General features: G+C 67.2%; 20 protein-coding genes. 6 read left to right on the top strand and 14 right to left on the bottom strand.

Annotation, left to right across the window (positions count from 1 at the left end; all coding sequences use genetic code 11):
* Positions 1–6 precede the first annotated feature (6 nt).
* The 5 genes from nagZ to purT all read left to right on the top strand — a co-directional run bounded on the left by nagZ (position 7) and on the right by purT (position 4,983).
* Entirely contained in the window at positions 7–1,098 is a 1,092-nt protein-coding gene (gene nagZ, locus BO996_RS24650) for a beta-N-acetylhexosaminidase (RefSeq protein WP_071956632.1), read from the top strand.
* Positions 1,099–1,209: 111 nt separating this feature from the next.
* A complete protein-coding gene (locus tag BO996_RS24645) occupies positions 1,210–2,307 on the top strand; it encodes a 6-phosphofructokinase (protein ID WP_063328133.1) in 1,098 nt (365 codons plus the stop codon).
* Positions 2,308–2,314: 7 nt separating this feature from the next.
* Positions 2,315–2,974 carry a DUF1294 domain-containing protein gene (locus BO996_RS24640; protein ID WP_071957207.1) on the top strand — a complete coding sequence of 220 codons (660 nt, stop codon included), beginning with the start codon at positions 2,315–2,317 and terminating at the stop codon, positions 2,972–2,974.
* Between the two features lie 18 nt (positions 2,975–2,992).
* The gene (locus BO996_RS24635) at positions 2,993–3,655 is read left to right on the top strand and encodes an HD domain-containing protein (RefSeq protein WP_071956631.1); all 663 of its coding nucleotides are present in this window, start codon (positions 2,993–2,995) and stop codon (positions 3,653–3,655) included.
* A 110-nt stretch (positions 3,656–3,765) separates the two neighbouring features.
* Positions 3,766–4,983: a formate-dependent phosphoribosylglycinamide formyltransferase gene (purT, locus tag BO996_RS24630; RefSeq protein ID WP_016451185.1), complete on the top strand. Its 1,218-nt coding sequence runs from the start codon at positions 3,766–3,768 to the stop codon at positions 4,981–4,983.
* 69 nt (positions 4,984–5,052) lie between these two features.
* On the opposite strand, the gene BO996_RS24625 is transcribed toward purT, so the two are convergent.
* From BO996_RS24625 to BO996_RS24605, 5 genes are all read right to left on the bottom strand, one after another.
* Positions 5,053–5,721 carry a mechanosensitive ion channel family protein gene (locus BO996_RS24625; RefSeq protein WP_013801006.1) on the bottom strand — a complete coding sequence of 223 codons (669 nt, stop codon included), beginning with the start codon at positions 5,719–5,721 and terminating at the stop codon, positions 5,053–5,055.
* 108 nt (positions 5,722–5,829) lie between these two features.
* Positions 5,830–6,912, bottom strand: coding sequence for a GGDEF domain-containing response regulator (locus tag BO996_RS24620; RefSeq protein ID WP_012207049.1), 1,083 nt, complete (start codon positions 6,910–6,912; stop codon positions 5,830–5,832).
* A gap of 110 nt (positions 6,913–7,022) precedes the next feature.
* Positions 7,023–8,039 (bottom strand): hypothetical protein, encoded by a 1,017-nt coding sequence (locus tag BO996_RS24615; protein WP_071956630.1) that lies wholly within the window; start codon positions 8,037–8,039, stop codon positions 7,023–7,025.
* Positions 8,040–8,131: 92 nt separating this feature from the next.
* Positions 8,132–9,691: a lysine--tRNA ligase gene (gene lysS, locus BO996_RS24610; protein WP_013801009.1), complete on the bottom strand. Its 1,560-nt coding sequence runs from the start codon at positions 9,689–9,691 to the stop codon at positions 8,132–8,134.
* Positions 9,692–9,937: 246 nt separating this feature from the next.
* The gene (locus BO996_RS24605) at positions 9,938–10,612 is read right to left on the bottom strand and encodes an LON peptidase substrate-binding domain-containing protein (protein WP_071956629.1); all 675 of its coding nucleotides are present in this window, start codon (positions 10,610–10,612) and stop codon (positions 9,938–9,940) included.
* Between the two features lie 90 nt (positions 10,613–10,702).
* Here BO996_RS24605 and BO996_RS24600 point away from each other — a divergent pair, with 90 nt between their 5' ends.
* Positions 10,703–11,260 carry a YggT family protein gene (locus BO996_RS24600; protein WP_013801011.1) on the top strand — a complete coding sequence of 186 codons (558 nt, stop codon included), beginning with the start codon at positions 10,703–10,705 and terminating at the stop codon, positions 11,258–11,260.
* A gap of 87 nt (positions 11,261–11,347) precedes the next feature.
* Here the strand turns inward: BO996_RS24600 and accD are convergent, their stop codons facing one another.
* The 9 genes from accD to leuB all read right to left on the bottom strand — a co-directional run bounded on the left by accD (position 11,348) and on the right by leuB (position 21,879).
* Positions 11,348–12,223, bottom strand: a complete 876-nt coding sequence (gene accD, locus BO996_RS24595) for an acetyl-CoA carboxylase, carboxyltransferase subunit beta (RefSeq protein WP_012207044.1) — start codon at positions 12,221–12,223, stop codon at positions 11,348–11,350.
* Positions 12,224–12,288: 65 nt separating this feature from the next.
* Positions 12,289–13,098 (bottom strand): tryptophan synthase subunit alpha, encoded by an 810-nt coding sequence (gene trpA / locus BO996_RS24590; RefSeq protein WP_013801013.1) that lies wholly within the window; start codon positions 13,096–13,098, stop codon positions 12,289–12,291.
* Complete coding sequence (gene trpB / locus BO996_RS24585; protein ID WP_071956628.1) at positions 13,095–14,351, bottom strand: tryptophan synthase subunit beta; 1,257 nt, start codon at positions 14,349–14,351, stop codon at positions 13,095–13,097. Before trpB ends, trpA begins: the two co-directional genes overlap by 4 nt.
* Positions 14,329–15,051 (bottom strand): phosphoribosylanthranilate isomerase, encoded by a 723-nt coding sequence (locus BO996_RS24580; RefSeq protein ID WP_013801014.1) that lies wholly within the window; start codon positions 15,049–15,051, stop codon positions 14,329–14,331. The genes trpB and BO996_RS24580 overlap by 23 nt, the downstream gene beginning before the upstream one ends.
* Positions 15,052–15,083: 32 nt before the next feature.
* Positions 15,084–15,932: a tRNA pseudouridine(38-40) synthase TruA gene (gene truA / locus BO996_RS24575; protein WP_034396664.1), complete on the bottom strand. Its 849-nt coding sequence runs from the start codon at positions 15,930–15,932 to the stop codon at positions 15,084–15,086.
* 113 nt (positions 15,933–16,045) lie between these two features.
* Complete coding sequence (locus tag BO996_RS24570; protein WP_198041255.1) at positions 16,046–18,940, bottom strand: FimV/HubP family polar landmark protein; 2,895 nt, start codon at positions 18,938–18,940, stop codon at positions 16,046–16,048.
* Between the two features lie 367 nt (positions 18,941–19,307).
* The gene (gene asd, locus BO996_RS24565) at positions 19,308–20,420 is read right to left on the bottom strand and encodes an aspartate-semialdehyde dehydrogenase (protein ID WP_013801017.1); all 1,113 of its coding nucleotides are present in this window, start codon (positions 20,418–20,420) and stop codon (positions 19,308–19,310) included.
* Between the two features lie 99 nt (positions 20,421–20,519).
* Positions 20,520–20,732 (bottom strand): hypothetical protein, encoded by a 213-nt coding sequence (locus BO996_RS29330; protein WP_156898005.1) that lies wholly within the window; start codon positions 20,730–20,732, stop codon positions 20,520–20,522.
* Positions 20,733–20,808: 76 nt separating this feature from the next.
* Positions 20,809–21,879 carry a 3-isopropylmalate dehydrogenase gene (gene leuB / locus BO996_RS24560; protein WP_012207037.1) on the bottom strand — a complete coding sequence of 357 codons (1,071 nt, stop codon included), beginning with the start codon at positions 21,877–21,879 and terminating at the stop codon, positions 20,809–20,811.
* Positions 21,880–21,941: the final 62 nt, after the last annotated feature.

Genomic DNA, 21,941 nt, shown 5'->3' with positions numbered 1-21,941 from the left:
CCCGGCATGACCGAGCACGCACCCCTCATCATCGACATCGCCGGCAAGGCACTCACCGATGTGGACCGCCAGCGCCTGGCGCATCCGCTGGTCGGCGGCATCATCCTCTTTGCCCGCAACTGGGAAAGCCGCGAGCAGCTGGTGCAGCTGTGCGCCGATATCAAGGCGGTCAAGCCCGATTTGCTGATCTGCGTGGACCATGAGGGCGGGCGCGTGCAGCGTTTTCGCGCTGACGGCTTCACGCACCTGCCGCCCATGCGCGCCTTCGGCCAGATGTGGATGGACGACGGCCAGGGCAGCAAGCACCGCGAAGGCAGCGGCGCCCTGGCCGCCATGAATGCCGCCACGGCGGCCGGCTACGTGCTGGGCACCGAGCTGCGCGCCTGCGGCGTGGATTTCAGCTTCACCCCGGTGCTGGACCTTGACTACGGTGCCAGCAGCGTCATCGGCGACCGCAGCTTCCACCGCGACCCGCGCGTGGTGGCCGCGCTGGCCCGCAGCCTCATGCACGGCCTGCTGCAGGCCGGCATGGGCAACTGCGGCAAGCACTTTCCCGGCCACGGCTTCGTCAAGGCTGATTCGCATGTGGACATTCCGGTCGATGGCCGCAGCCTCACCGCCATCCTGGGCGAGGACGCTGAGCCCTATCCCTGGTTGTCCAGCGTGCTCACGGCCGTGATGCCGGCCCATGTGATCTACCCCAAGGTGGACAAGCGCCCGGCCGGTTTTTCTGCAAAGTGGCTCAAGGACATCCTGCGCAGCCGCCTGCGCTACGACGGCGCCATTTTCAGCGACGACCTGAGCATGGAGGGCGCGCGCCGCATCGACGGCCAGCTCATCGGCTATACCGACGCGGCCCTGGCCGCGCTGGAGGCGGGCTGCGACATGGTGCTGCTGTGCAACCAGAGCCTGGGCCTGGGCGAGCATGTGGACGAGCTGCTGGCCGGCATGGAGGCCGCGCAGCGCAGCGGCCGCTGGCAGCCCGATGCCGACAGCGAATCGCGCCGCGTGGCCCTGCTGCCGGAGACCGTGCCCCAGCCCTGGGACGACCTCATGCGCCAGCCTGCCTATCTGCAGGCGCTGGACCTGCTGCCTTGATGGATTGAAGAATGCCGCCGCTGGCCGCTCCGAGGGCCAAGGCGGGCTTTGCAAAGGCATGTGCGTGTCGTAAAGGGCGCGTCGGCCGGTGTTTCACAGGAGAGTTTTCCCATGCGCGTTGGCGTGCTGACCGGAGGTGGCGACTGCCCCGGCCTGAATGCGGTGATCCGTGCGGTCACCAAGTCCCTGATCAACCACGGCCAGTGCGAGGTGCTGGGCATTGCCGACGGCTTCGAGGGCCTGATGCTCGACCCGCCCGGCGTCAAGCCGCTGGGCTGGGACGAGGTCTCGGGCATCCTGCATGTGGGCGGCACCATCCTGGGCACCAGCAACAGCGCCAACCCCCTGCGCGATGCGGCCACGCTGGAGCATGTGGGCCGCAATGTCCGGGCGCTGGGCCTGGACGTGGTGGTGGCCATCGGCGGCGACGGCACCATGAGCCTGGCGCATGGCCTGGCCGAACAGGTGGGGCTGACCTGCGTGGGCGTGCCCAAGACCATAGACAACGACATTGCCAATTGCGAGCGCAGCTTTGGCTTCGACACCGCCGTGGCCACGGCCACCGAGGCGCTGCGCCGCATCGAGAGCACGGCCAACAGCCACCACCGCGTGATGATCGTCGAGACCATGGGGCGCCATGCTGGATGGCTGGCGCTGGAGGCCGGCATTGCCGGTGCGGCCGACGTCATCCTGCTGCCCGAGATCGATTACGACCTGCAGGCCATCGTCGACTTCTGCCGGGGCCGCGAGCAGCGCCAGCGCTACACCATCATCTGCATCGGCGAGGGCGCCAAGGAAAGCGGCGCCAGCCTCACGGTGCGCGAGCGCATCGAGCAAAGCCCCGACCCGGTCCGCCTGGGCGGTGTCGGCCATGTGCTGCGCGAGCGCCTGCAGCCCCACCTCAGGAGCGAGGTGCGCACCACGGTCCTCGGCCATGTACAGCGCGGCGGCGACCCCACGCCCTTTGACCGCGTGCTGGCCACGCAGTACGGCCACCATGCGGCGCAACTGGTGCTGTCGGGGCGCTTCGGCCGTATGGTCACGCTGCAGGGTGGCGAGATCGGCAGCGTGGAAATCTCCCGCGTGGCCAACACCCAGCGCACCGTGCCCCTGGACCACGGCCTGCTCACCATGGCGCGCGACATAGGCATTTGCCTGGGCGAGCCATGCAAGCAGGATGCGCGGCCGGCCGCAGCCGGCAGCCACTGAGCATGCCATGCGGCAGCAGGGACGTCTCACCGGCTGGAAGGACGAGCAGGGCTTTGGCTTCATCGAGCCCGATGGAGGCGGCGCGCAGGTCTTTGTCCATATCAAGTCCTTCACCGATCGCCGCCGCAGGCCCGAGGGCGGCGAGCGTGTCAGCTACGTGCCCAGCCGCAACGCCCAGGGAAAATGGCGCGCGCAGGATGTGGCCTTCATTGACGAACCAAGGACCGGCCGCCCGCAGCCTGCGCGGCGAAGCCGTGCCGGCATGCCTTCGCGGCCTCTACCGCCTGTGCGAGGCCCGGTGGCGGTAGGCCTGGCCGCTGCCTTCTTCTGCGTGTTGCTGGCTGTTGCCTGGAGCGGCCGCATGCCCTGGACACTGGTCGGCCTGTATTCGGCGGCAAGCTTTGTGACCTTCATGGTCTATGGATTCGACAAGTCCGCCGCCAGGAACGACCGCTGGCGCACCAGCGAAAGCCGTCTGCACCTGCTGGCACTGCTGTGCGGCTGGCCCGGCGCGCTGCTCGGGCAAGGGCTGCTGCGGCACAAGTCCAGCAAGGCTTCATTCCAACTGGTGTTCTGGATCACCGTGGTGCTCAACTGCGGCCTGCTGGCATGGCTGCTGTCATCGGCAGGTGCGCCGCTGCGGGCGCTGGCGCCCGGCATCTTCTGAAAATTGAAGGAACTGGCGATGACCCATGCTGGACCACGGGCCAAAATGCCCACCGCAAACGATGCATCGCTGCAGACCTGGCAGGCGTCTTGGGAGAGCGCCTGGTCCGCACTGGGTGCCAGCGCATCGCAGACTGTGCTGGCCGAGTTGCTGCAAAGCTACAGCGAGCCCCAGCGCCACTACCACACGCTGCAGCATCTGGGCGAGGCCATGGGCCTGCTGCAACCGGCGCTGGGCCTGGCCGAGCACCCCGGCGAGGTGGCACTGGCGCTGTGGTTCCATGACGCTGTCTACCAAACGCAAGCCAAGGACAACGAGGCGCGTAGCGCCGACTGGGCCGTGGCCGTGGTGCGCGGGCAGGGTCTGCCTGCAGATATAGCTGAGCGCGTGCATGGTCTGATCATGGCGACCTGCCACGCTGCACAGCCGTCCGGAATCGACGCCCAACTGCTGGTGGATGCCGACCTGGGCATTCTGGCGGCCGACCCTCTGCGGTTTGCCGAGTACGAGGTACAGGTGCGGGCCGAGTACGAATGGGTGCCCTTGCCGCTGTACCGCGCCAAGCGCCGCGAGGTGCTGCAGGGCTTCATGCAGCGCGAGGCCATCTACTGCACTGACTGGTTCCGGCAACGGCTGGAGGCGCGGGCGCGGCGCAACCTCGCGCAGGCGCTGGGTTTGTAGGCGGCGCCTGCGTCGGCGTCCTATGATCGGGGGCTGCTGCGGGCCGTGCAGGCCTGCCTCCCTCTCTTTCTTATCTTGCCCAGGCTCCGCCTGGCTCACAGGACGCGCAGATGACCACCCTTGGAACCCCTTACTCCCCCCATGCCACCAAAGTCATGCTGCTGGGCAGCGGCGAACTCGGCAAGGAAGTGCTGATCGCGCTGCAGCGCCTGGGCGTGGAAACCATTGCCGTGGACCGCTACGAGAACGCGCCCGGCCAGCAGGTGGCCCACCACGCGCGCACCATCACCATGAGCGATCCGGCCCAGCTCAAGGCCTTGATCGAGGCCGAGAAGCCCGACCTGGTCGTGCCCGAGATCGAGGCCATTGCCACGCCCATGCTCGAAGAGCTGGAAGCAGCCGGTGTGGTCACCGTGATCCCCACGGCCCGCGCCGCGCGCCTGACCATGGACCGGGAAGGCATCCGCCGCCTGGCCGCCGAGACGCTGGGCCTGGCCACCAGCCCTTATCGCTTCTGTGATTCGCAGCAGGAGCTGCAGGCCGCCATCGACGGCACCGATGGCCAGCCCGCCATCGGTTTCCCCTGCGTGGTAAAGCCCGTGATGAGCAGCTCGGGCAAGGGCCAGAGCAAGCTGGACGGCCCGGACGACGTGGCCAAGGCCTGGGACTACGCCATGGCCGGCGGCCGCGTGAGCCATGGCCGTGTGATCGTTGAGGGCTTCATCGACTTCGACTACGAAATCACCCAGCTCACGGTGCGCGCCAAGGGTGCGGACGGCCAGGTGCAGACGCATTTCTGCGATCCGATCGGCCACATCCAGCAGTCCGGCGACTATGTGGAGAGCTGGCAGCCCCATCCCATGCACCCGGCGGCGCTGCAGAAGTCGCGCGACATCGCCAAGGCGGTGACCGATGACCTGGGCGGCCTGGGCCTGTTTGGCGTGGAGCTGTTCGTCAAGGGCGAGCAGGTCTGGTTCAGCGAAGTCTCGCCGCGCCCGCACGACACGGGGCTGGTCACGCTGGCCACGCAGTGGCAAAGCGAGTTCGAGCTGCATGCGCGCGCCATCCTGGGCCTGCCCGTGGATGCCTCGCTGCGCAACCCCGGAGCCAGCGCCGTGATCTATGGCGGGCAGGATGCCGAAGGCCTGGTGTTCGACGGCGTGGACGAGGCCTTGGCCGTGCCGGGCACGGACCTGCGCCTGTTCGGCAAGCCAGAGAGCTTCGTCAAGCGCCGCATGGGCGTGGCCCTTGCGCGCGCCCAGGATGTGGAGCAGGCGCGCACCAACGCCAAGCTGGCCGCCAGCAAGGTCCGGCCGCGCAAGCCCTGAGGCGCGCTGCTCAATGGCGAAGCCGCCGTCCCTTTGCCGGGCGGCGGCTTTTTTCATGCGGTGTCGGCCTTAGTTGGTCGTGTGCATGGGCGGCTGCGAGGGCTGGGCATCATGCGGCGTGGTCAGCCGGATGGCGCGCTCCTCCTCGCCATGGCTGGCATGCTCGCCATCCACACCCAGGCCGCCCTTCCAGCGCCGGACCACGCGCTGGAAGATCAGCGAGTTGGGGATCTGCAGCAGGTTGGGTGAGCCATCGGGCGCATGGGCGTCCTGCAAGGTGGTGTAGAGCATGTTGATGTCGATCACGCGGCCCTTGGCACCGGGCTTTTCGGCCGTGTCCAGCACCTCGATGTAGTCACCCAGGCGAAAGGGCCCGACGATGACGATGAGCAGGGCGCAGAACAGGTTGGACAGCACGCTCCAGGCCGCGAAGAAGGCCACGGCGCCCACGGTGGCAAAGCCGGTGAAGGCCGTCCACAGCACGGTGGCCGAGACGCCCAGGCGCTCCAGTACCAGCGGCACGGTGGCGGCGATGAGAATCCAGCGGAACACGCCGCGCAGCGGCACCAGCAGCTCCGGCGGCAGGCCGTAGTGCCGGCCCGCGCGTGCGATCAGCCGGCGAACCAGGCGATTGAGCAGCCAGGCCGCGCCGATGATCAGCAGGATCTGGGCACCGGGGATGATGAACTCCAGCCAATCCTGCATCCAGGTGGGCAGGTGCGCTTGAAAACGACGCATAACTTCAAACATTCAGGAAACAGGAATCCGCTTTCGGGACCCGGATGCGCAGCTCGCGCGCGCCCGGCGTTGAGCTGCGATCGTAAGCGCAGGCGCAAGGCCCGGCAGTCAGGTGCGGCGCTGCTCCACCGTGTCCATCTGCATCTCGAAGCTGAAGAAGCGGTCTCGCCCCTGCGCCTTGGCCGCGTACAGTGCCTGGTCGGCGCGCATGAGCATGGCTTCGGCGCTGGTGTATTCGTCGGGAATGCAGGTGGTGATGCCGCCCGACAGCGTGAGACCCGATTCATGGGGCGAATCGGGGTGGCGTATGCGCAGCACGCGCAGCATCTGGCCCACGGCGCGCGCAAACGTCATGGCGCCCGAGCGCGGCGTGCGCGGCAGGATGAGCGCGAATTCCTCGCCGCCATAGCGCGCCGCCACGTCACGGGGGCGTACGCAGACCTCGCGCAGCAGGCGTCCGATCTGTTTCAGGCATTCATCGCCATGCACGTGGCCATAGGTGTCGTTGTAGCGCTTGAAATGGTCCAGGTCGCAGAGCATCAGCGTCAGCGGCTGGCCTTCGCGGCGGGCCGAGGCGATCTCTGCATGCAGGATGCGGTCGAAGCCTCGGCGGTTGACCAGGCCCGTGAGCTGGTCGAGCTCGACCATTTCGTTGAGCTTCTGGTTGGCCTCGTGCAGCTCGGCCGACAGCGATACCAGGCGCCGGCGCATGTCCAGCAGGCGGCGCATGGCGCGCAGCTTGGCCACGAGCACGATGGGCTTGACGGGCTTGACCAGGTAGTCGTCGCCTCCGGCCTCGATGCCGCGCCACACATCCAGGTCATTGTCCAGGCCGGACAGGAAGATGACGGGCGTCCACTCGCCGGGCTCGGCCTCGCGCAGCTGGCGGGCAACCCAGTAGCCATCCTCGCCGGGCAGGCGGATGTCCAGCAGCACCAGGTCGGGGCGCTGCTCGCGGAACAGCACCAGGGCGCTGGGGCCATCGGCGGCCTCCAGCACGCGGGTCACACCCGCGTGCAGCAGCTCGCTGACCAGGCTGGTGCGCACCGAGGCCTGGTCTTCCACGACCAGCACGCAAAAGGGCGCGGACTCGTCCGTTGGCTTGGCGAAGCGTGCTCCGCTGGGCTCGATGGCGGGGGAGTCGGCGCTGTCGGTGGGCAGGGGAGGTGGGGCGGGGGGCATGGCCTTCATGGTTGCGAAACCAGGAATGGATCAAGGGGCCGCGCAGTGCGCGGCGGGGGATGGCGCCAGTGTAAGTCGGGTGTCGCGTCCGTGTGCGATTGTGTGCAACGGGGCTTTTGCTAGGCCAGCGGCAGATCCGTGCGGGCGCGGCTGGCCTCGTCATGCCACTGCACAAAGGCGTCGGCAGCCGGGCAGATGCGCGGGTTGCCCAGTTGCTGCAGCAGCCTGCAGGCAGCAAAGCACTGGGCTTTGCTGTCATAGGCAAGTGCCCACTGGCGGCGCTCCTCTTGCCGGTCTTCGGGAATGGGCCAGCTGCGCAGCGAGGTGGATAGGCCGGTCAGGCCCATGCGCCAGGGCTTGCCGGAGACACGTGCGCGAAAGCATTGCTGGCGCTCGCACAGCAGGGCATAGAGCGGATCCACCTGCAGGGCGTCGAACAGCCGCCCGACGGCCGGATCGTCCGATGCGAAATCGGCATGCGTGACGATGACGCGCAGGCCCTTGGGTGTTTCGTAGACGCGCAGGCCCCAGTCGGGGTGGCTTTGTTGGAAGGTCTGCACGCGCTCCATGGCGCGGGTGGCCGGCGAGTCCGTGGCCGCACGCTGGCGCGCCTGGCGTGCTTCCCACCAGCGCTGCACGCGCCGCATGGCCAGGAACAGCAGCAGCACGACCAGTGCCGTGGCCACCATCCGCGAATTGTTCTTGTGCGGTGCCAGCCGGGCCAGCCAGATGGCGACCGAAGCCAACAACAGCAGGGTCACGACGGGAAAGCGCACGGCGCTGGGCGGCTCGGGCAGGTCGATATCGGCGATGGCCACGCCCTCGGTGTTCAGGCAGTGGGCGCCGTAGCTGTTGCGCGTCATCACCGTGCCGTCGCGGCGCTGCAGGACTTCTTCGCGGATGGGGGTGGTGAAGCCGTCGAGCGCGTACTCGTTCTTCCATTCCATGCGAGGCTCGCCCTTTGGAAGCGCCGCATTGCGGGCGGCTTCCAGGGCCTTGGCGGCACGCTCCTGGGCGTGGGCCTGGGCGGCTTCCTGGCTGGTGTCGGACCATCCCCAGCGCTGGACGGTGATGCCGTGGGTGGGGCGGCTTTCATGCCGCAGGCGCGCCTGCGCCCAGTAGGTGGGGATGTGCATGGCGAGCCAGTATAGGGAAAAGCCGCCTGGCTCCCAAGGGAACGCAGGCGGCTTCAGTTGGTAACGCGCGCAGGCGCTGGATGCCGTGGGTTTTACTGTTCGCGGCGCAGGGCAGGGAACAGGATCACGTCGCGAATGCTGGCGCTGTCGGTCAGCAGCATCATCAGGCGGTCGATGCCGATGCCGCAGCCGCCCGTGGGGGGCATGCCGTACTCGAGGGCACGCACGAAGTCGTGGTCGAAGTACATGGCTTCGTCGTCGCCACCGTCCTTGGCCTGGACCTGGGCATTGAAGCGCGCGGCCTGGTCCTCGGCGTCGTTGAGCTCGGAAAAACCGTTGCCGAATTCGCGGCCCGTGATGTACAGCTCGAAGCGCTCGGTGACCTCGGGGCGCTCGTCATTGGCGCGCGCCAGCGGCGAGATCTCGGTGGGGTGCTCCATGATGAAGGTGGGCTGCCAGAGCTTTTCTTCCACCACTTCCTCGAAGTACAGCACCTGCAGGCTGGCCAGGGTGCGGGCGGACAGGCGGTCCTTTTCTTCCGTCATGCCCAGCTTGCGCAGCGCATTGGTCAGCCATTCGCGGTCGGCCACCTTGTCGCCGGCTTCGGTGAACTTGACGATGGCCTCGGGAATGGTCAGGCGCTGGAAGGGCTGGGACAGGTCCACGGGCTTGCCGCCGTAGGTCAGCTGCAGCGTGCCCACGGCCTTTTGCGCGGCGTCGCGCACCAGGGCCTCGGTGTAGTCCATCAGGTCGCGGTAGTTCCAGTAGGCCGCGTAGAACTCCATCATGGTGAACTCGGGGTTGTGGCGAACCGAGATGCCTTCGTTGCGGAAGTTGCGGTTGATCTCGAACACGCGCTCGAAGCCGCCGACCACCAGGCGCTTGAGGTACAGCTCGGGCGCGATGCGCAGGTACATCTCCTGGTCCAGCGCGTTGTGGTGGGTGACGAAGGGCTTGGCGTTGGCGCCGCCGGGAATGGGGTGCAGCATGGGCGTTTCCACTTCCAGGAAGCCGTGCTCCACCATGAATTCGCGGATGCCCGAGACGGCCTTGCTGCGTGCGATGAAGCGGCGGCGGGCCTGCTCATCCATCATCAGGTCCACGTAGCGCTGGCGCACCTTCTGCTCCAGGTCGGCCATGCCGTGGAACTTGTCGGGCATGGGGCGCAGGCTCTTGGTGAGCAGGCGCAGCGTCTGCACCTTGACCGACAGCTCGCCGGTCTTGGTCTTCATCAGCGTGCCCTCTGCGCCCAGGATGTCGCCCAGGTCCCAGCGCTTGAAGGCCGCATAGACCTCCTCGCCCACGGTGTCGCGCGTAATGTACAGCTGGATGCGGCCGTGCGTGGGGCCCAGCGATCCGTCCTGGATGGTGGCAAAGCTGGCCTTGCCCATGACGCGCTTGAGCATCATGCGGCCGCCCAGGCTGACCTGCACGGCTTCGGCGTCCAACTGCTCGGCGCTCTTGTCGGCATGGGCCTGCTGCAGCGCCTCGGCGCGGTCGGCGGGCTTGAAGTCGTTGGGGAAGGCCACGCCGCCCTGTTCACGGACCTGTTCGCGCAGGGCCTTGAGTTTTTCGCGGCGCTCGGCGATGAGTTGGTTTTCGTCCTGGGGAGCGGTCTGGTCCGCTGCGGATGGGGTGTTGTGTTCGGTCATGACAATGAGCGCCAGCGCAAAACGCCGAGGGGCCGGAAAAAAGCCGGAGGAAAAAAAGCGGGAAAAGCCGAAAAAAGCCAGGCGCAAAGGGCTGGAGGGCGCAGAGGCGGCAGCAAATGCCACCGGCAAGCCCCGCAGCTGGCGGGCTGAATCCGCGATTTTAAGTTTTTTGGCGCGCTTTCGGTGCGCGGTGCTGCCAATGTGCCGGACGCCGCTGCGGTATGACGCCGCAGTCCTGCCAAATCGTCAGTGCCCGGCGGAAGGGGAGCCGGGTGCCGGGCCCTGGGCATGGCCTATGCCGCTGCGCTCCAGCACATCGGCCACGAGCTCCAGCCGCACCAGCGGGCTGTCCAGCGCCATCAGTTGCTGTTTGATGGAGATCGGCATGGGCAGCAGCTCGGTCCAGCGGTTGGCCACCCAGCCGCAGTCGCCCATCTGTTCGGCGCTGGGCAGCCGGGCATGGTCGGCGTCTGTGGAGCGCGCGTGCAGCTGCATCAGCACCTGGGCCAGGGCCTGGGCGGTGGCGAGCAGGTGGCTGGGGATGGGCACGGCGGCATCGGCAGGCAGCATCTGCACATCGGCCACCCACAGGCCGTGGGGCAGCTGGCGGTGCTCCTGCATGCGAAAGCGCTGCGTGCCTTCGCACTGCAGGTGCAGCAGGCCGGGCTGGGGCTGCTGCAACTGGACGATGCGGGCCAGCGTGCCCACGGCGTGCAATTGCTCGGCGGCCGCGCCGGCCTTGCGCACTTCGCTGCCGGCCTGCAGCGCCACCACGCCGAAGGGAGCGCCCGTGCGCTCGCACTTGCGGATCATGTCCAGGTAGCGGACTTCAAAGACGCGAAGGCTCAGCAGGCCTTGGGGAAAGAGGACGCTGCCCAGGGGGAACAGCGGCAGGGAGTGCAGTGCGGTAGGGGCGGTCATGTGATGGGCGGGATGCGGCAGCTATCATCCCATGCTGTGCCAAGGCCGGATGGCCGTGGTCCGATCTTCCTCCCGCAGTCCTACAACGCCATGCTTTTTCAGATCGTTTCCTTTTTGCTCGACGTGGTCGTTGGCCTGTTGACCGGCGTCTGCCTGCTGCGCATGTACATGCAGGCCCAGCGCGTGCCCTTCGGCAACCCCGTGGGGCAGCTGGTGTTTGCGCTGTCCGACTGGATCGTGATGCCGCTGCGCCGCATCATCAAGCCGGCCGGGCGCTGGGACATGTCCAGCCTGATCGCCGCCTTCCTGCTGCAGATGCTGCAGTTCGTGCTGCTGTGGCTGTTGATGGGTGGGCAGTCCACCGTGGTTGCCCTGCCCTGGCTGGCGCTGTGCGGCCTGGCGCGCGTGGCGCTGTCGGGCATGGTGGGCGTGCTGCTGATCTATGCCATCTTGTCGTGGGTGCAGCCGCAGTCGCCGATGTATGGCGTGCTGCAGCGCCTGTCCGAGCCGATGCTGCGGCCCATCCGCCGTGTTGTTCCGCTGATCGGCGGTATCGATCTGTCGGCACTGGTGGCTCTGGTGCTGCTGCAGATCGCGCTGATGGTGCTGGGGTATATCCAGGGATCGGGCCTGATGCTGCTGGCCTGATTTCCCCGGTTTCCCTGGTTTCTTGGACGTGAAAAAGCCGCCGCAGGCATCAACCTGCGGCGGCTTTTTTTGTGTCTGCGCGAGGCTTTACTGGACCGCGTCGGCCGGCAGGCGCTGCAGCATGGCAAGCGAGGCGGCGATGCGGTCGCGCAGCTCGCGGCGGTCCACGATCATGTCCACGGCGCCCTTGTCCTGCAGGAACTCGGCGCGCTGGAAGCCTTCGGGCAGCTTCACGCGCACGGTGGTTTCGATCACTCGCGGGCCGGCGAAGCCGACCAGGGTCTTGGGCTCGGCAATGACGATATCGCCCACGAAGGCAAAGCTGGCGGAGACGCCACCGAAGGTGGGGTCGGTCAGCACCGAGACGTAGGGCAGGCCCTTCTTGGCCAGGCGCGTGAGCGCTGCATTGGCCTTGGCCATCTGCATCAGGCTCAGCAGGCCTTCCTGCATGCGCGCACCGCCCGTGGCGGTGAAGCAGATGAAGGGGACCTTCTGCTCGATGGCGGTCTCGACACCGCGCACGAAGCGCTCGCCGACCACGGAGCCCATGGAGCCGCCCATGAACTCGAACTCGAAGCAGGCTGCGACCACATTGACGCTCTTGATGGCGCCGCCCATGACGACCAGGGCATCGGTCTCGCCGGTGTTCTCCAGCGCTTCCTTGAGGCGCTCGGGGTACTTGCGGCTGTCCTTGAACTTCAGGGCGTCGACGGGGATGACTTCCTGGCCGATTTCATAGCGGCCTTCGGCATCCAGGAAATGGTTCAGGCGGGCGCGGGCGCCGATGCGGTGATGGTGGCTGCAGCTGGGGCAGACGTTCTGGTTTTTCTCCAGATCGGCCTTGTAGAGCACGGTCTCGCAGCTCGGGCACTTGATCCACAGACCCTCGGGGATCTGCTGGTGGCGATCCGTGGGGTTGGTTTGCTGGATTTTGGCAGGCAGGAGTTTTTCAAGCCAGGACATGGTGTTTCCTTTTCAGGCGCAGGGCATGCGGCACCGGGCCGCATGCAAGGGCTGCATTATGCGACCTACGCGTCGAGTGCCTTGCGCACGCCGCGCAGGAAGTCGATGGTCAGGGGGACGATCTTTTCGTGGGGCTGGCCGTCCAGCATCTCGATGATGCGGCTGCCGATGACCACGGCATCGGCCACCCGGCCAATGGCCTGGGCCGTGGCCGCGTCGCGGATGCCGAAGCCCACGCCCACGGGAATGCTCACATGCTCGCGGATGCGCGGCAGCATGGCTTCCACGGCCGCCGTGTCGAGCGTGCCTGCTCCGGTCACGCCCTTGAGCGAGACGTAGTAGACATAGCCGCTGGCCACGCGCGCCACCTGCTGCATGCGCTCGGTGGTGGAGGTGGGCGCCAGCAGGAAGATGAGGTCCATGTCGCGCGCACGCAGTTGCGCGGCGAATGCCTCGCACTCCTCGGGCGGGTAGTCCACGATGAGCAGGCCGTCGACGCCGGCCTCGGCCGCATCGTCCACGAAGCGGTCATTGCCGTGGATCTGGTCGTAGCGCTCCACCGGGTTGGCGTAGCCCATCAGCACCACGGGCGTGGTCTGGTTCTTCTGGCGGAACTCGCGCACATAGGCCAGCACCTGCACCAGGCCCACGCCATTGGCGATGGCGCGGTCGCCTGCCTTCTGGATGGTGGGGCCGTCGGCCATGGGGTCCGAGAAGGGCACGCCCAGCTCGATCACGTCGGCGCCGGCCTCCACCATGCCGTGCATCAGCGACGGCGTGATGGCTGCGAACGGGAAGCCTGCGGTGATGTACGGGATCAGGGCCTTGCGGCCTTCTTCCTGGAGTTTGGCGAAAGTCGTGGTGATGCGGCTCATTGAGCTGCTCCTCCCTTGACCGTGAGCCCGCGCATGGAGGGACGGTCGTAGTAATCGGCGCCCGAGAGGTCGGCCACGGTGCCGATGTCCTTGTCGCCGCGACCGGACAGGTTCACGAGGATGGACTGGTCGGCGCGCATGGTCTTGGCCAGTTGCATGGCATAGGCCACGGCATGGCTGGACTCCAGGGCGGGAATGATGCCTTCGGTGCGGCACAGGTAGTGGAAGGCCTCCAGCGCCTCCTGGTCGGTGATGCCCACGTACTGGGCCCGGCCCAGTTCCTGCAGCCAGGCGTGCTCGGGGCCGACGCCGGGGTAGTCGAGGCCGGCGCTGATGCTGTGCGTCTCGGTGATCTGGCCGTTCTCGTCCTGCAGGATGAAGGTGCGGTTGCCGTGCAGCACGCCGCTGCTGCCGCGCTGCAGCGAGGCCGAGTGCTTGCCGCTGTCCAGGCCTTCGCCGGCAGCCTCCACGCCGATCAGGCGCGTGTTCTCGAACGGGATGTAGGGGTGGAAGATGCCCATGGCATTGCTGCCGCCGCCCACGCAGGCGACCACGGCATCAGGCTGGCGGTCGGCGCCCAGGAATTCGGGCATCTGCGTCAGGCATTCCTCGCCGATGACCTTCTGGAAGTCGCGCACCATCGCCGGATAGGGATGGGGGCCGGCCACGGTGCCGATGATGTAGAAGGTGTTGTCCACGTTGGCCACCCAGTCGCGCATGGCCTCGTTGAGCGCGTCCTTGAGCGTGCGGCTGCCCGACTCCACCGGCACCACGGTGGCGCCCAGCAGGCGCATGCGGTAGACGTTGGGGCTTTGGCGCTTCACGTCCTCGGCACCCATGTAGACGATGCATTCGAGGCCGTAGCGCGCGCAGATGGTGGCCGTGGCCACGCCGTGCTGGCCGGCGCCCGTCTCGGCAATGATGCGGGGCTTGCCCATGCGCCGGGCGAGCATGGCCTGGCCGATCACGTTGTTGATCTTGTGCGCGCCCGTGTGGTTGAGGTCTTCGCGCTTGAGGTAGATCTGCGCGCCGCCCATCTCGCGCGACATGCGTGCCGCGTGGTAGACGGGCGAGGGACGGCCGACGAAGTGGGCCAGCTCGGACTGGAATTCGGCAACGAATTCCGGGTCGTTCTGGTACTTGGCGTAGGCGTCGCGCAGCTCGGTCAGAGCGTGTGTCAGGGTTTCGCTGGCAAAGCTGCCGCCGAAGCGGCCGAAGTGGCCGGATGCGTCAGGGTACTGGTATTCGAACATGGCTTGTCTGCAAAAGTTGGTCATCGGCCGCGCGCACGGCGGCGATGAATCGGTGTATCTTGCCGGCGTCCTTGATGCCCCTGAGGGGCTTGCCGTCGGGACCATCGGCCTCGACGCCGGAACTGACATCAACGGCCAGCGAGAGTCCTCGCGGGCGCACTTGCAAGATGCCATCGGTCACGTTTGCAGGCGTGAGTCCACCAGACAAAACGAGGTGAGAGGCGACGTTTGGTGGAAGGAGTGACCAATTGAATGCTTTTCCGCCACCACCATAGCCGTCGACATGGGCGTCGAGCAGTATGGCCTGGGCTTTCGAGTAACGCTGGGCATATTCTACGAGGTCGAAGCGCGCGGCGTCGGGACCAAGGGGAATGCGTGCGGCGCGCAGGAAGGCGCGGGTGCCGCCCGATGTGGCGGCAAGGCAGTCCTCGGGGGACTCGTCGCCGTGGAACTGCACGCAGGCGCCCGGGATGGCGGCGCAGGCAGCCATCACGTTGGCGGCGCTTTCATTGACGAACAGCAGCACCGGGGTCACGAAGGGCGGCAGGCGCCGCGCCAGTTCTGCAGCGCGCTGCACCGTCACGGCGCGCGGACTGGGGGCGTAGAGCACAAAACCCACGGCATCGGTGCCCGCAGCCACGGCGGCGTCCACGTCCTGTTCGCGGGTGAGTCCGCAGATCTTGATTCGAGTGCGCTGCATGGGGGCTGAAGAATGGGGGAGGGCTTGTCCGTTCAAGGGAGCCAATCATAGGCCGGGCTGCGCGAAGGAAGGCCCCATGAAGGATCGTATACGGGGCCCAGAAAGTACAGGCCGTCGGGCGAGAAGGTGGGCGCGGCGGCATCGCGGGAACGGGCGTCCAGTACCTGCTGCATCCACTGCGGCGCATATGCGCCCTGGCCGATGGCGATCAGGCAGCCCATGATGTTGCGCACCATGTGGTGGAGGAAGGCGCTGCCTTCGAACTCGAAGCGCCAGTAGCAGCATTCCATGGCCGCGTCGCCGGGCCGCATGGAGCTGGCTGCGGCCATCTGGGCGCCATCGCCTGCCATGCGGCGGGTGATGGACAGGCGGTGCAGCGTCTTGACGGGGGACTTGGCCTGGCAGCCCGATGCGCGGAACGAGCTGAAGTCGTGCTCGCCCAGCAGGTGCCGGGCGGCGGCCTGCATGGCATCACCATCGAGCGCATGGAACACCCAGCCCACGCGCCCGGCCTCCACGCTGGGGCGCACGGGCGATTGCAGCAGCACATAGGCATAGCGCCTTGCCGTGGCACAGGCGCGCGAATGGAAGGCATCGGGCACGGGCTGGGCCCATTGCACGGCAATGTCCGGCGGCAGGAAGGTGTTGGTGCCACGGACCCAGGAGAACGGGGCCCTGTCCAGCGGCGTGTCGAAGTGGACGACCTGCATGAGGCCGTGCACGCCGGCATCGGTGCGGCCCGCGCAGAGGGTGTGCACCTCCTGAGCGGCAAAGCGGCCCAGGGCCGCTTCGAGATGGTCTTGAATGGTGTTGCCAGACAGCTGGCTTTGCCAGCCGCTGTAGCGCTGGCCGTTGTAGGCGACGCCGAGGGCTACGCGCATTGCGAGGCCTCCGGCATGGGTTGGGTGTGCATCAAGTTGTCAGTTTTCCATGGCGGCTTGCACCACCCTGTCACGCGAAACCGGTGCGGCGCCTGGGCAGGTGCCGCCGGGCTTCAATCTATCTCGGCCAGCAGGCGCTGGGCCTTGGCTTTGAGATCGCCGTGGGCCTCGGCGATCACTTCCTCGATCAGTGTACGGGCTCCGTCACTGTCGCCGATGGCGTTGAATTCCTGGGCCAGTGCGAGCTTGGTGGCCAGCGGGTCTTCAGGGGCCGAGGGCGGGGTTGCCACGGCAGGGGTGTCGTTGCCCAGGTCCAGGGACAGGCTGCCCAGGTCGAATTCCAGCGACTCGGCCGGTTCCGGCTTGGCCTTGGCCGCCGTCTCCAGCACGCCGCCTGCCTGGGGTGTTGCCGGCGTTGGGGCGGGTGCCTCCGTGCTCAGGCCTTCCAGGTTGAACTCCATGGCGTCCAGCGACAGCAGCTCGGTCTTGGCATGGCTGTCGTCCGTGGTGGAGCTGGTCAGGGGCGAGGGCTCGGTGGCCGGGAAGCTGTCGGACGCCTGCGTGCCGGGCATGTCCAGCGACAGCATCTCGGTCGGCTGCATGCCGTCCATGGCGTTGCTGTGGTTCAGGGCGTCCGTCAGCGAGGCGTGGGCCGTGGGCTGGAAGCCGGGCATGTCCAGCGATGCAACGGGTGGCTCGACGTGGGGCTCGATGCGAGGTGTGTCGTCCTTTGCGGAGGGCGTGGCTTCCAGCGGCGCGCGCAGCGTGGGCTCCAGCGCTGCGAAGTCCTGTTCGCTGGGCATGGGGGCCGGTGCGGGCAGGGGGCTGGCGTGCTGCGCGGGCAGGCTGGCATCGGCCAGGCCGCCGGGCAGGTCCATGTTGAGGTCCATGTCCAGGTCCATGGGCAGGGTGGCAGGGCCTTCGCGGTGCGCGTCCATGTCCAGGGGGCGGCTGGCCAGCGAGGCGGCAGCCAGCCCTGCAGCAGCCACTGCGGCGCCACCGGCAACGGTGCCAGCAGACAGGGGCGCGGCGCCTGCAGGCTGGTAGAGAGCGTTTTCCGGGTCCAGGATGCGGCCCTGGTCGGCCAGGCGCTGCCAGTCCACGCCCTTGCCCTGGGTCAGGCCATGCAGGGTCTGCGCGACGGCCTCGAAGGCCTTGCGGTCATGGCGCTTGGCGTAGATGTCGGCCAGCTTCTGGTGCAGTGCGGTGCGGTTGGGGTCGGTGCGCAGCGCTTCCTTGAGGATTTCCTCTGCCTGCAGGTCGCGGCCATAGGCCAGGTAGACGTCGGCCTCGGCCACGGGGTCCACATCGCCCGCATCAAGCTGGCTGGGCGAGTAATGCATGGAGGTGCCGGACAGCTGGCTCGAAGTGCCGGTGTCCACGCGTTGGCCGCCGCTGGCGCCAAAGAAGGAGTCGGCTGCCAGCTGGCTGTCGCCAAAGGCGCTTTCGCTGGAGGCTGCAGCGGCGCGGCGGCGCTGCATGACGCGGTAGCCGCCATAGCCCAGCAGCAGGGCCAGCAGGGCAGCACCGGCCAGCGGGATGGTGGGGTCTTCCAGCAGCGTATCGATGAAGCTGGGCTCGGCGATCGGCGCGACGGGGGCGGGTGCCGGCTTGGGCTTCGGCGGCTCGGCCGGAGCGGGCGTGGCGGGCGCGGCTTCTGCTGCGGGCGCTGCCGAGCCGGCTGCATTGGCTGCGGCGTCTGGAGCAGCGGCCGCAGCAGCTGCATCGGCAGGCGCTGCCGGGGCCGCGGGAGTTGTCTGGGGTGCTGCAGCTTCAGGCGCTGCAGGCACGGTCGGCGCGCCCGGCACAGCGACGCCGTTTGCCGTGCCGCTGGCTGCCGAGGCAGGTGCTGCAGCAGCACCTTCGGCGGGCTTGGTGGCGGCGGCGATCTGGCTCAGCTCGGACATGTTGCGCTGCAGCTCGGCCGTGCGCGATGCCTGGTCGTCCGACTGCTTTTGCTTGGCCAGGCGCTCGTCGGCCTCCACGCCCTTGACGGCGCCCTTGGACAGGGTGAGCTTGTCGGGTGCTGCGGTGGACGGCTTGCGGTCTTCGACCTGGGCCTGGACGCTGCCCGATGCTTCACGGTTGGCCGATGCCACGGGCGCGGCCGGCGCGGCGCTGGCCAGCTGGCGGCGGAACTGGTTGAAATCGCGGGACTGGGCGGCAACGATCTGGCGCGCTTCGCGCGGCGAGGTGGCCTGGGCCGTGGCTTCGTCCGGCACGGTGAGCACGGCGCCGGAGCGCATGCGGTTCACATTGCCGTTGATGAAGACCTTGGGATTGGTGCGCAGCATGGCCACCAGCATCTGGTCCAGCGAAACGCCGGCTGGCAGGTGGGCGGCGGCGATGCGGCCTGCCGTGTCCCCAGCCTTGATGCGGACTTCGGAGGCCTCGGACGGCGCGGGAGCCGCTGCGGCGCGCTCGCGGGCTGCCGGGGCGGCACGGCGCGCGGCTGCTGGCGCGGGGCGGCTTTCCTCGGTGTTGCCTGCAGCGGCTTGCGATGGAGCTTGCGAGGGGGTGGGGGCTGCGCGGCGCGGCGCTGCGGCGGGCTCGGGTGCCGAGGCCTGGGCTGCAGCCGTCACGGCAGGCGGGAGCTTTTGCAGGGTGGGCGGGTCCAGCAGCAGGGTGTAGTTGCGCTGCAGGTTGCCCGAAGCCCAGCTGGCGTCGATCACCAGATCGACAAAGGGTTCATTGACGGGCTGTGTGCTTGTGAGGCGCAGCACGGCCGAGCCATCCGCGCGGCGCTGCACGCTGACGCGCACCTGGCTGGCGGTGGCGTTGTACTCCATGCCCTGGGTGCGGAAGACGCCGGGAGAGGCCACGCCCACGCGCAGGCCTTCGGCTTCAGCGGCGGTGATCTGGGGGATTTCGACTTCGGCACGCAGGGGCTCGCCCAGGGCCGATTGCACGTTAACCCGGCCCAGAGCCAGTGCCCAGGCCTCGGAGGCGGGCAGTGCGACCGAGACGACGGCCGCAGTGGCCAGCACAGAGAGTTTCCAGCGATGCATAAAGCGTCAAACCTGTGTGGATGCAATTGGGCAGGCACTATTGTTATTGTGGGAATGCCCGCGCTTGCACATGTAATTGAAATTTACCCGGGGATAGATGGCACGCCATCTACCAAGGTGCTTGGGTCGCATTGTCGGCCACGCTATAGGATCGCAAGCGTCTGGTTGCCGGCGAACGCCAATAGTTGTTGTCGAACGGCAACGAGAAGAAACACAATGTATCTTTGGTGATTGTAGGCAACCACCTACAGCCAATGGACAAGAGACCTGGGCATTGTGCCCAATTGCCCAGGGCTTAAAGCCGAAAAAAGCGCCATGTCCCGGCCCGGGACATGGCGCTTTTTGTGTTGGCTCAAGCCGGCGATGCTCAGGCGGCGAGCAGGATGCGCAGCATGCGGCGCAGCGGCTCGGCGGCGCCCCACAGCAGTTGGTCACCGATCACGAAGGCCGACAGGTACTCGGGGCCCATGTTCAGCTTGCGCACGCGGCCCACGCCGACTTCCAGGCCGCCGGTGATGGCGGCAGGGGTCAGTTCCTTGACGGTAATGGCGCGGTCGTTGGGAACCCACTTCACCCAGGGGTTGCCGGACTTGATGATGGCTTCCAGCTCTTCCAGGGGCAGGTCCTTCTTGAGCTTGAGGGTCAGCGCCAGGCTGTGGCAGCGCATGGCGCCGATGCGCACGCACAGGCCATCGACAGGGATGGTCTGCTCGGTGCCCAGGATCTTGTTGACCTCGGCCTGGCCCTTCCACTCTTCCTTGGACTGGCCGTTGTCCAGTTGTGCATCGATCCAGGGGATCAGACCACCGGCCAGCGGTGCGCCGAAGAATTCGGTGGGCACGTCGGTGCGGATGGTCTGGGCCACCTTGCGGTCGATGTCCAGGATGGCGGATGCGGGCGTGGCCAGTTCGTCGGCCACGGCAGCGTGCACCACGCCCATGCCCTTGAGCAGTTCGCGCATGTGGTTGGCTCCGCCACCGGAGGCTGCCTGGTAGGTCATGGAGCTGACCCATTCCACGAGACCGGCCTTGAACAGGCCGCCCAGGCCCATCAGCAAGATGGAGTTGGTGCAGTTGCCGCCAATCCAGTTCTTGCCGCCCGCGGCGAGCTTGGACTGGATCAGGCCTTCATTGACGGGGTCGAGCACGATGACGGCATCGCCTTCCATGCGCAGCGACGACGCGGCATCGATCCAGTGGCCGTTCCAGCCCGAGGCGCGCAGCTGGGGGAAGACTTCCTTGGTGTAGTCGCCGCCCTGGCAGGTGATGATGATGTCGCACTTGGACAGCTCTGCAATGTCGTTGGCATTGCGCAGCTCGGTGTGGGTCTTCGCCATGGCCGGGGCCTTGCCGCCGGCGTTGGAGGTGGAGAAGAACACGGGCTCGATCAGGTCGAAGTCGCCCTCTGCCTGCATGCGGTCCATCAGCACGGAGCCGACCATGCCGCGCCAGCCGACGAGGCCTACCAATTGCTTGCTCATTTTTGAAACGCCCTTTCAGTGTGAAAACAGTGCTTGATCAAGACTGTTGTCGCCCGGCTCGTCTAGGCCAGGTGAGGGCGCACGACGAACCGGGCTGGGTCAGCCTTTGATTGTCGTAATGGTTGTGGAGGTGATTGCGCGCGCAGCCACACCAGCCAGGGCGGCGGGTGCAATGTTCAGCAGGAGGAACGGGCGGGCGGCAAACATAAGAGACGTCATTCTATCGAATACGCCAGGAAAGAGAATGTCTGTTTTGATGAATATCTTCGTCGGACCGGCGAAAACTGGACGTCTATTTTGACGTTTTGCCATGTTGTGGCGAAGCAGGGCAGCACCTGCCCGCCACAGGGACGGCCGCAAACCTGGAGGCTGGCGGCCGTCATGGACTTCAGGCCAGTGCGGCCACCACGGCATCGCCCATCTCACGGGTGGAGACCTTGGTCGTGCCTTCGCTGTAGATGTCGGCCGTGCGCAGGCCCTGGGCCAGCACCTTTTGCACGGCGGCTTCGATGCGCTGGGCGGCGGCTTCCTGGTTCAGCGAGAAGCGCAGCATCATGGCGGCCGACAGGATGGTGGCCAGCGGATTGGCAATGCCCTTGCCGGCGATGTCGGGGGCCGAGCCGTGGCTGGGCTCGTACAGGCCCTGGCCCCTGGAGTTGAGCGATGCCGAGGGCAGCATGCCGATGGAGCCGGTCAGCATGGAGGCTTCGTCGGACAGGATGTCGCCGAACATGTTGCCCGTGACCACCACGTCAAAGCGCTTGGGTTCCTTGACCAGCTGCATGGCGGCGTTGTCCACGTACATGTGGTCCAGTTGCACATCGGGGTACTGCTGGCCCACTTCGGTGACCACGTCCTTCCAGAACTGGAAGGTTTCCAGCACGTTGGCCTTGTCCACGCTGGTCACGCGCTTGCTGCGCTTTTGCGCGGCCTGGAAGGCGACATGGGCGATGCGCTCGATCTCGGGCTTGGAGTAGCGCATGGTGTCGAAGGCTTCCTCGGCACCGGGGAAGTGGCCGTCGGTGGCCACGCGGCGGCCGCGCGGCTGGCCGAAGTAGATGTCGCCGGTCAGCTCACGGATGATGAGGATGTCCAGGCCCGCGACCAGCTCGGGCTTGAGGCTGGAGGCGTGGGTCAGTTCCGCATAGCAGATGGCCGGGCGGAAGTTGGCGAACAGGCCCATGTGCTTGCGCAGGCCCAGGATGGCCTGCTCGGGGCGCAGCGGGCGGTCCAGCGTGTCGTACTTCCAGTCGCCCACGGCGCCGAACAGCACGGCGTCGGACTCCATGGCCAGCTTCAGCGTGGATTCGGGCAACGGGTGGCCGGCAGCTTCGTAGGCAGCGCCGCCCACGGGGGCCGTCTGCATGTCGAAGTCCAGGCCCAGGGCGCCCAGCACCTTCACGGCTTCCGCAACGATTTCGGGGCCGATGCCATCACCGGGCAAGACTGCGATTTTCATGGTGTTCCTTTTGAGAGACTGTTCGGATGGTGGAAGGCCGCCGGCGGCTGGTTCAGCAACGC

Source organism: Delftia sp. HK171 (assembly GCF_001886655.1).
GTDB classification, from domain to species: domain Bacteria; phylum Pseudomonadota; class Gammaproteobacteria; order Burkholderiales; family Burkholderiaceae_C; genus Comamonas; species Comamonas acidovorans.
Note: the sequence above shows the minus strand (reverse complement) of the source record. Positions and strands in the feature narration are given on the sequence as shown.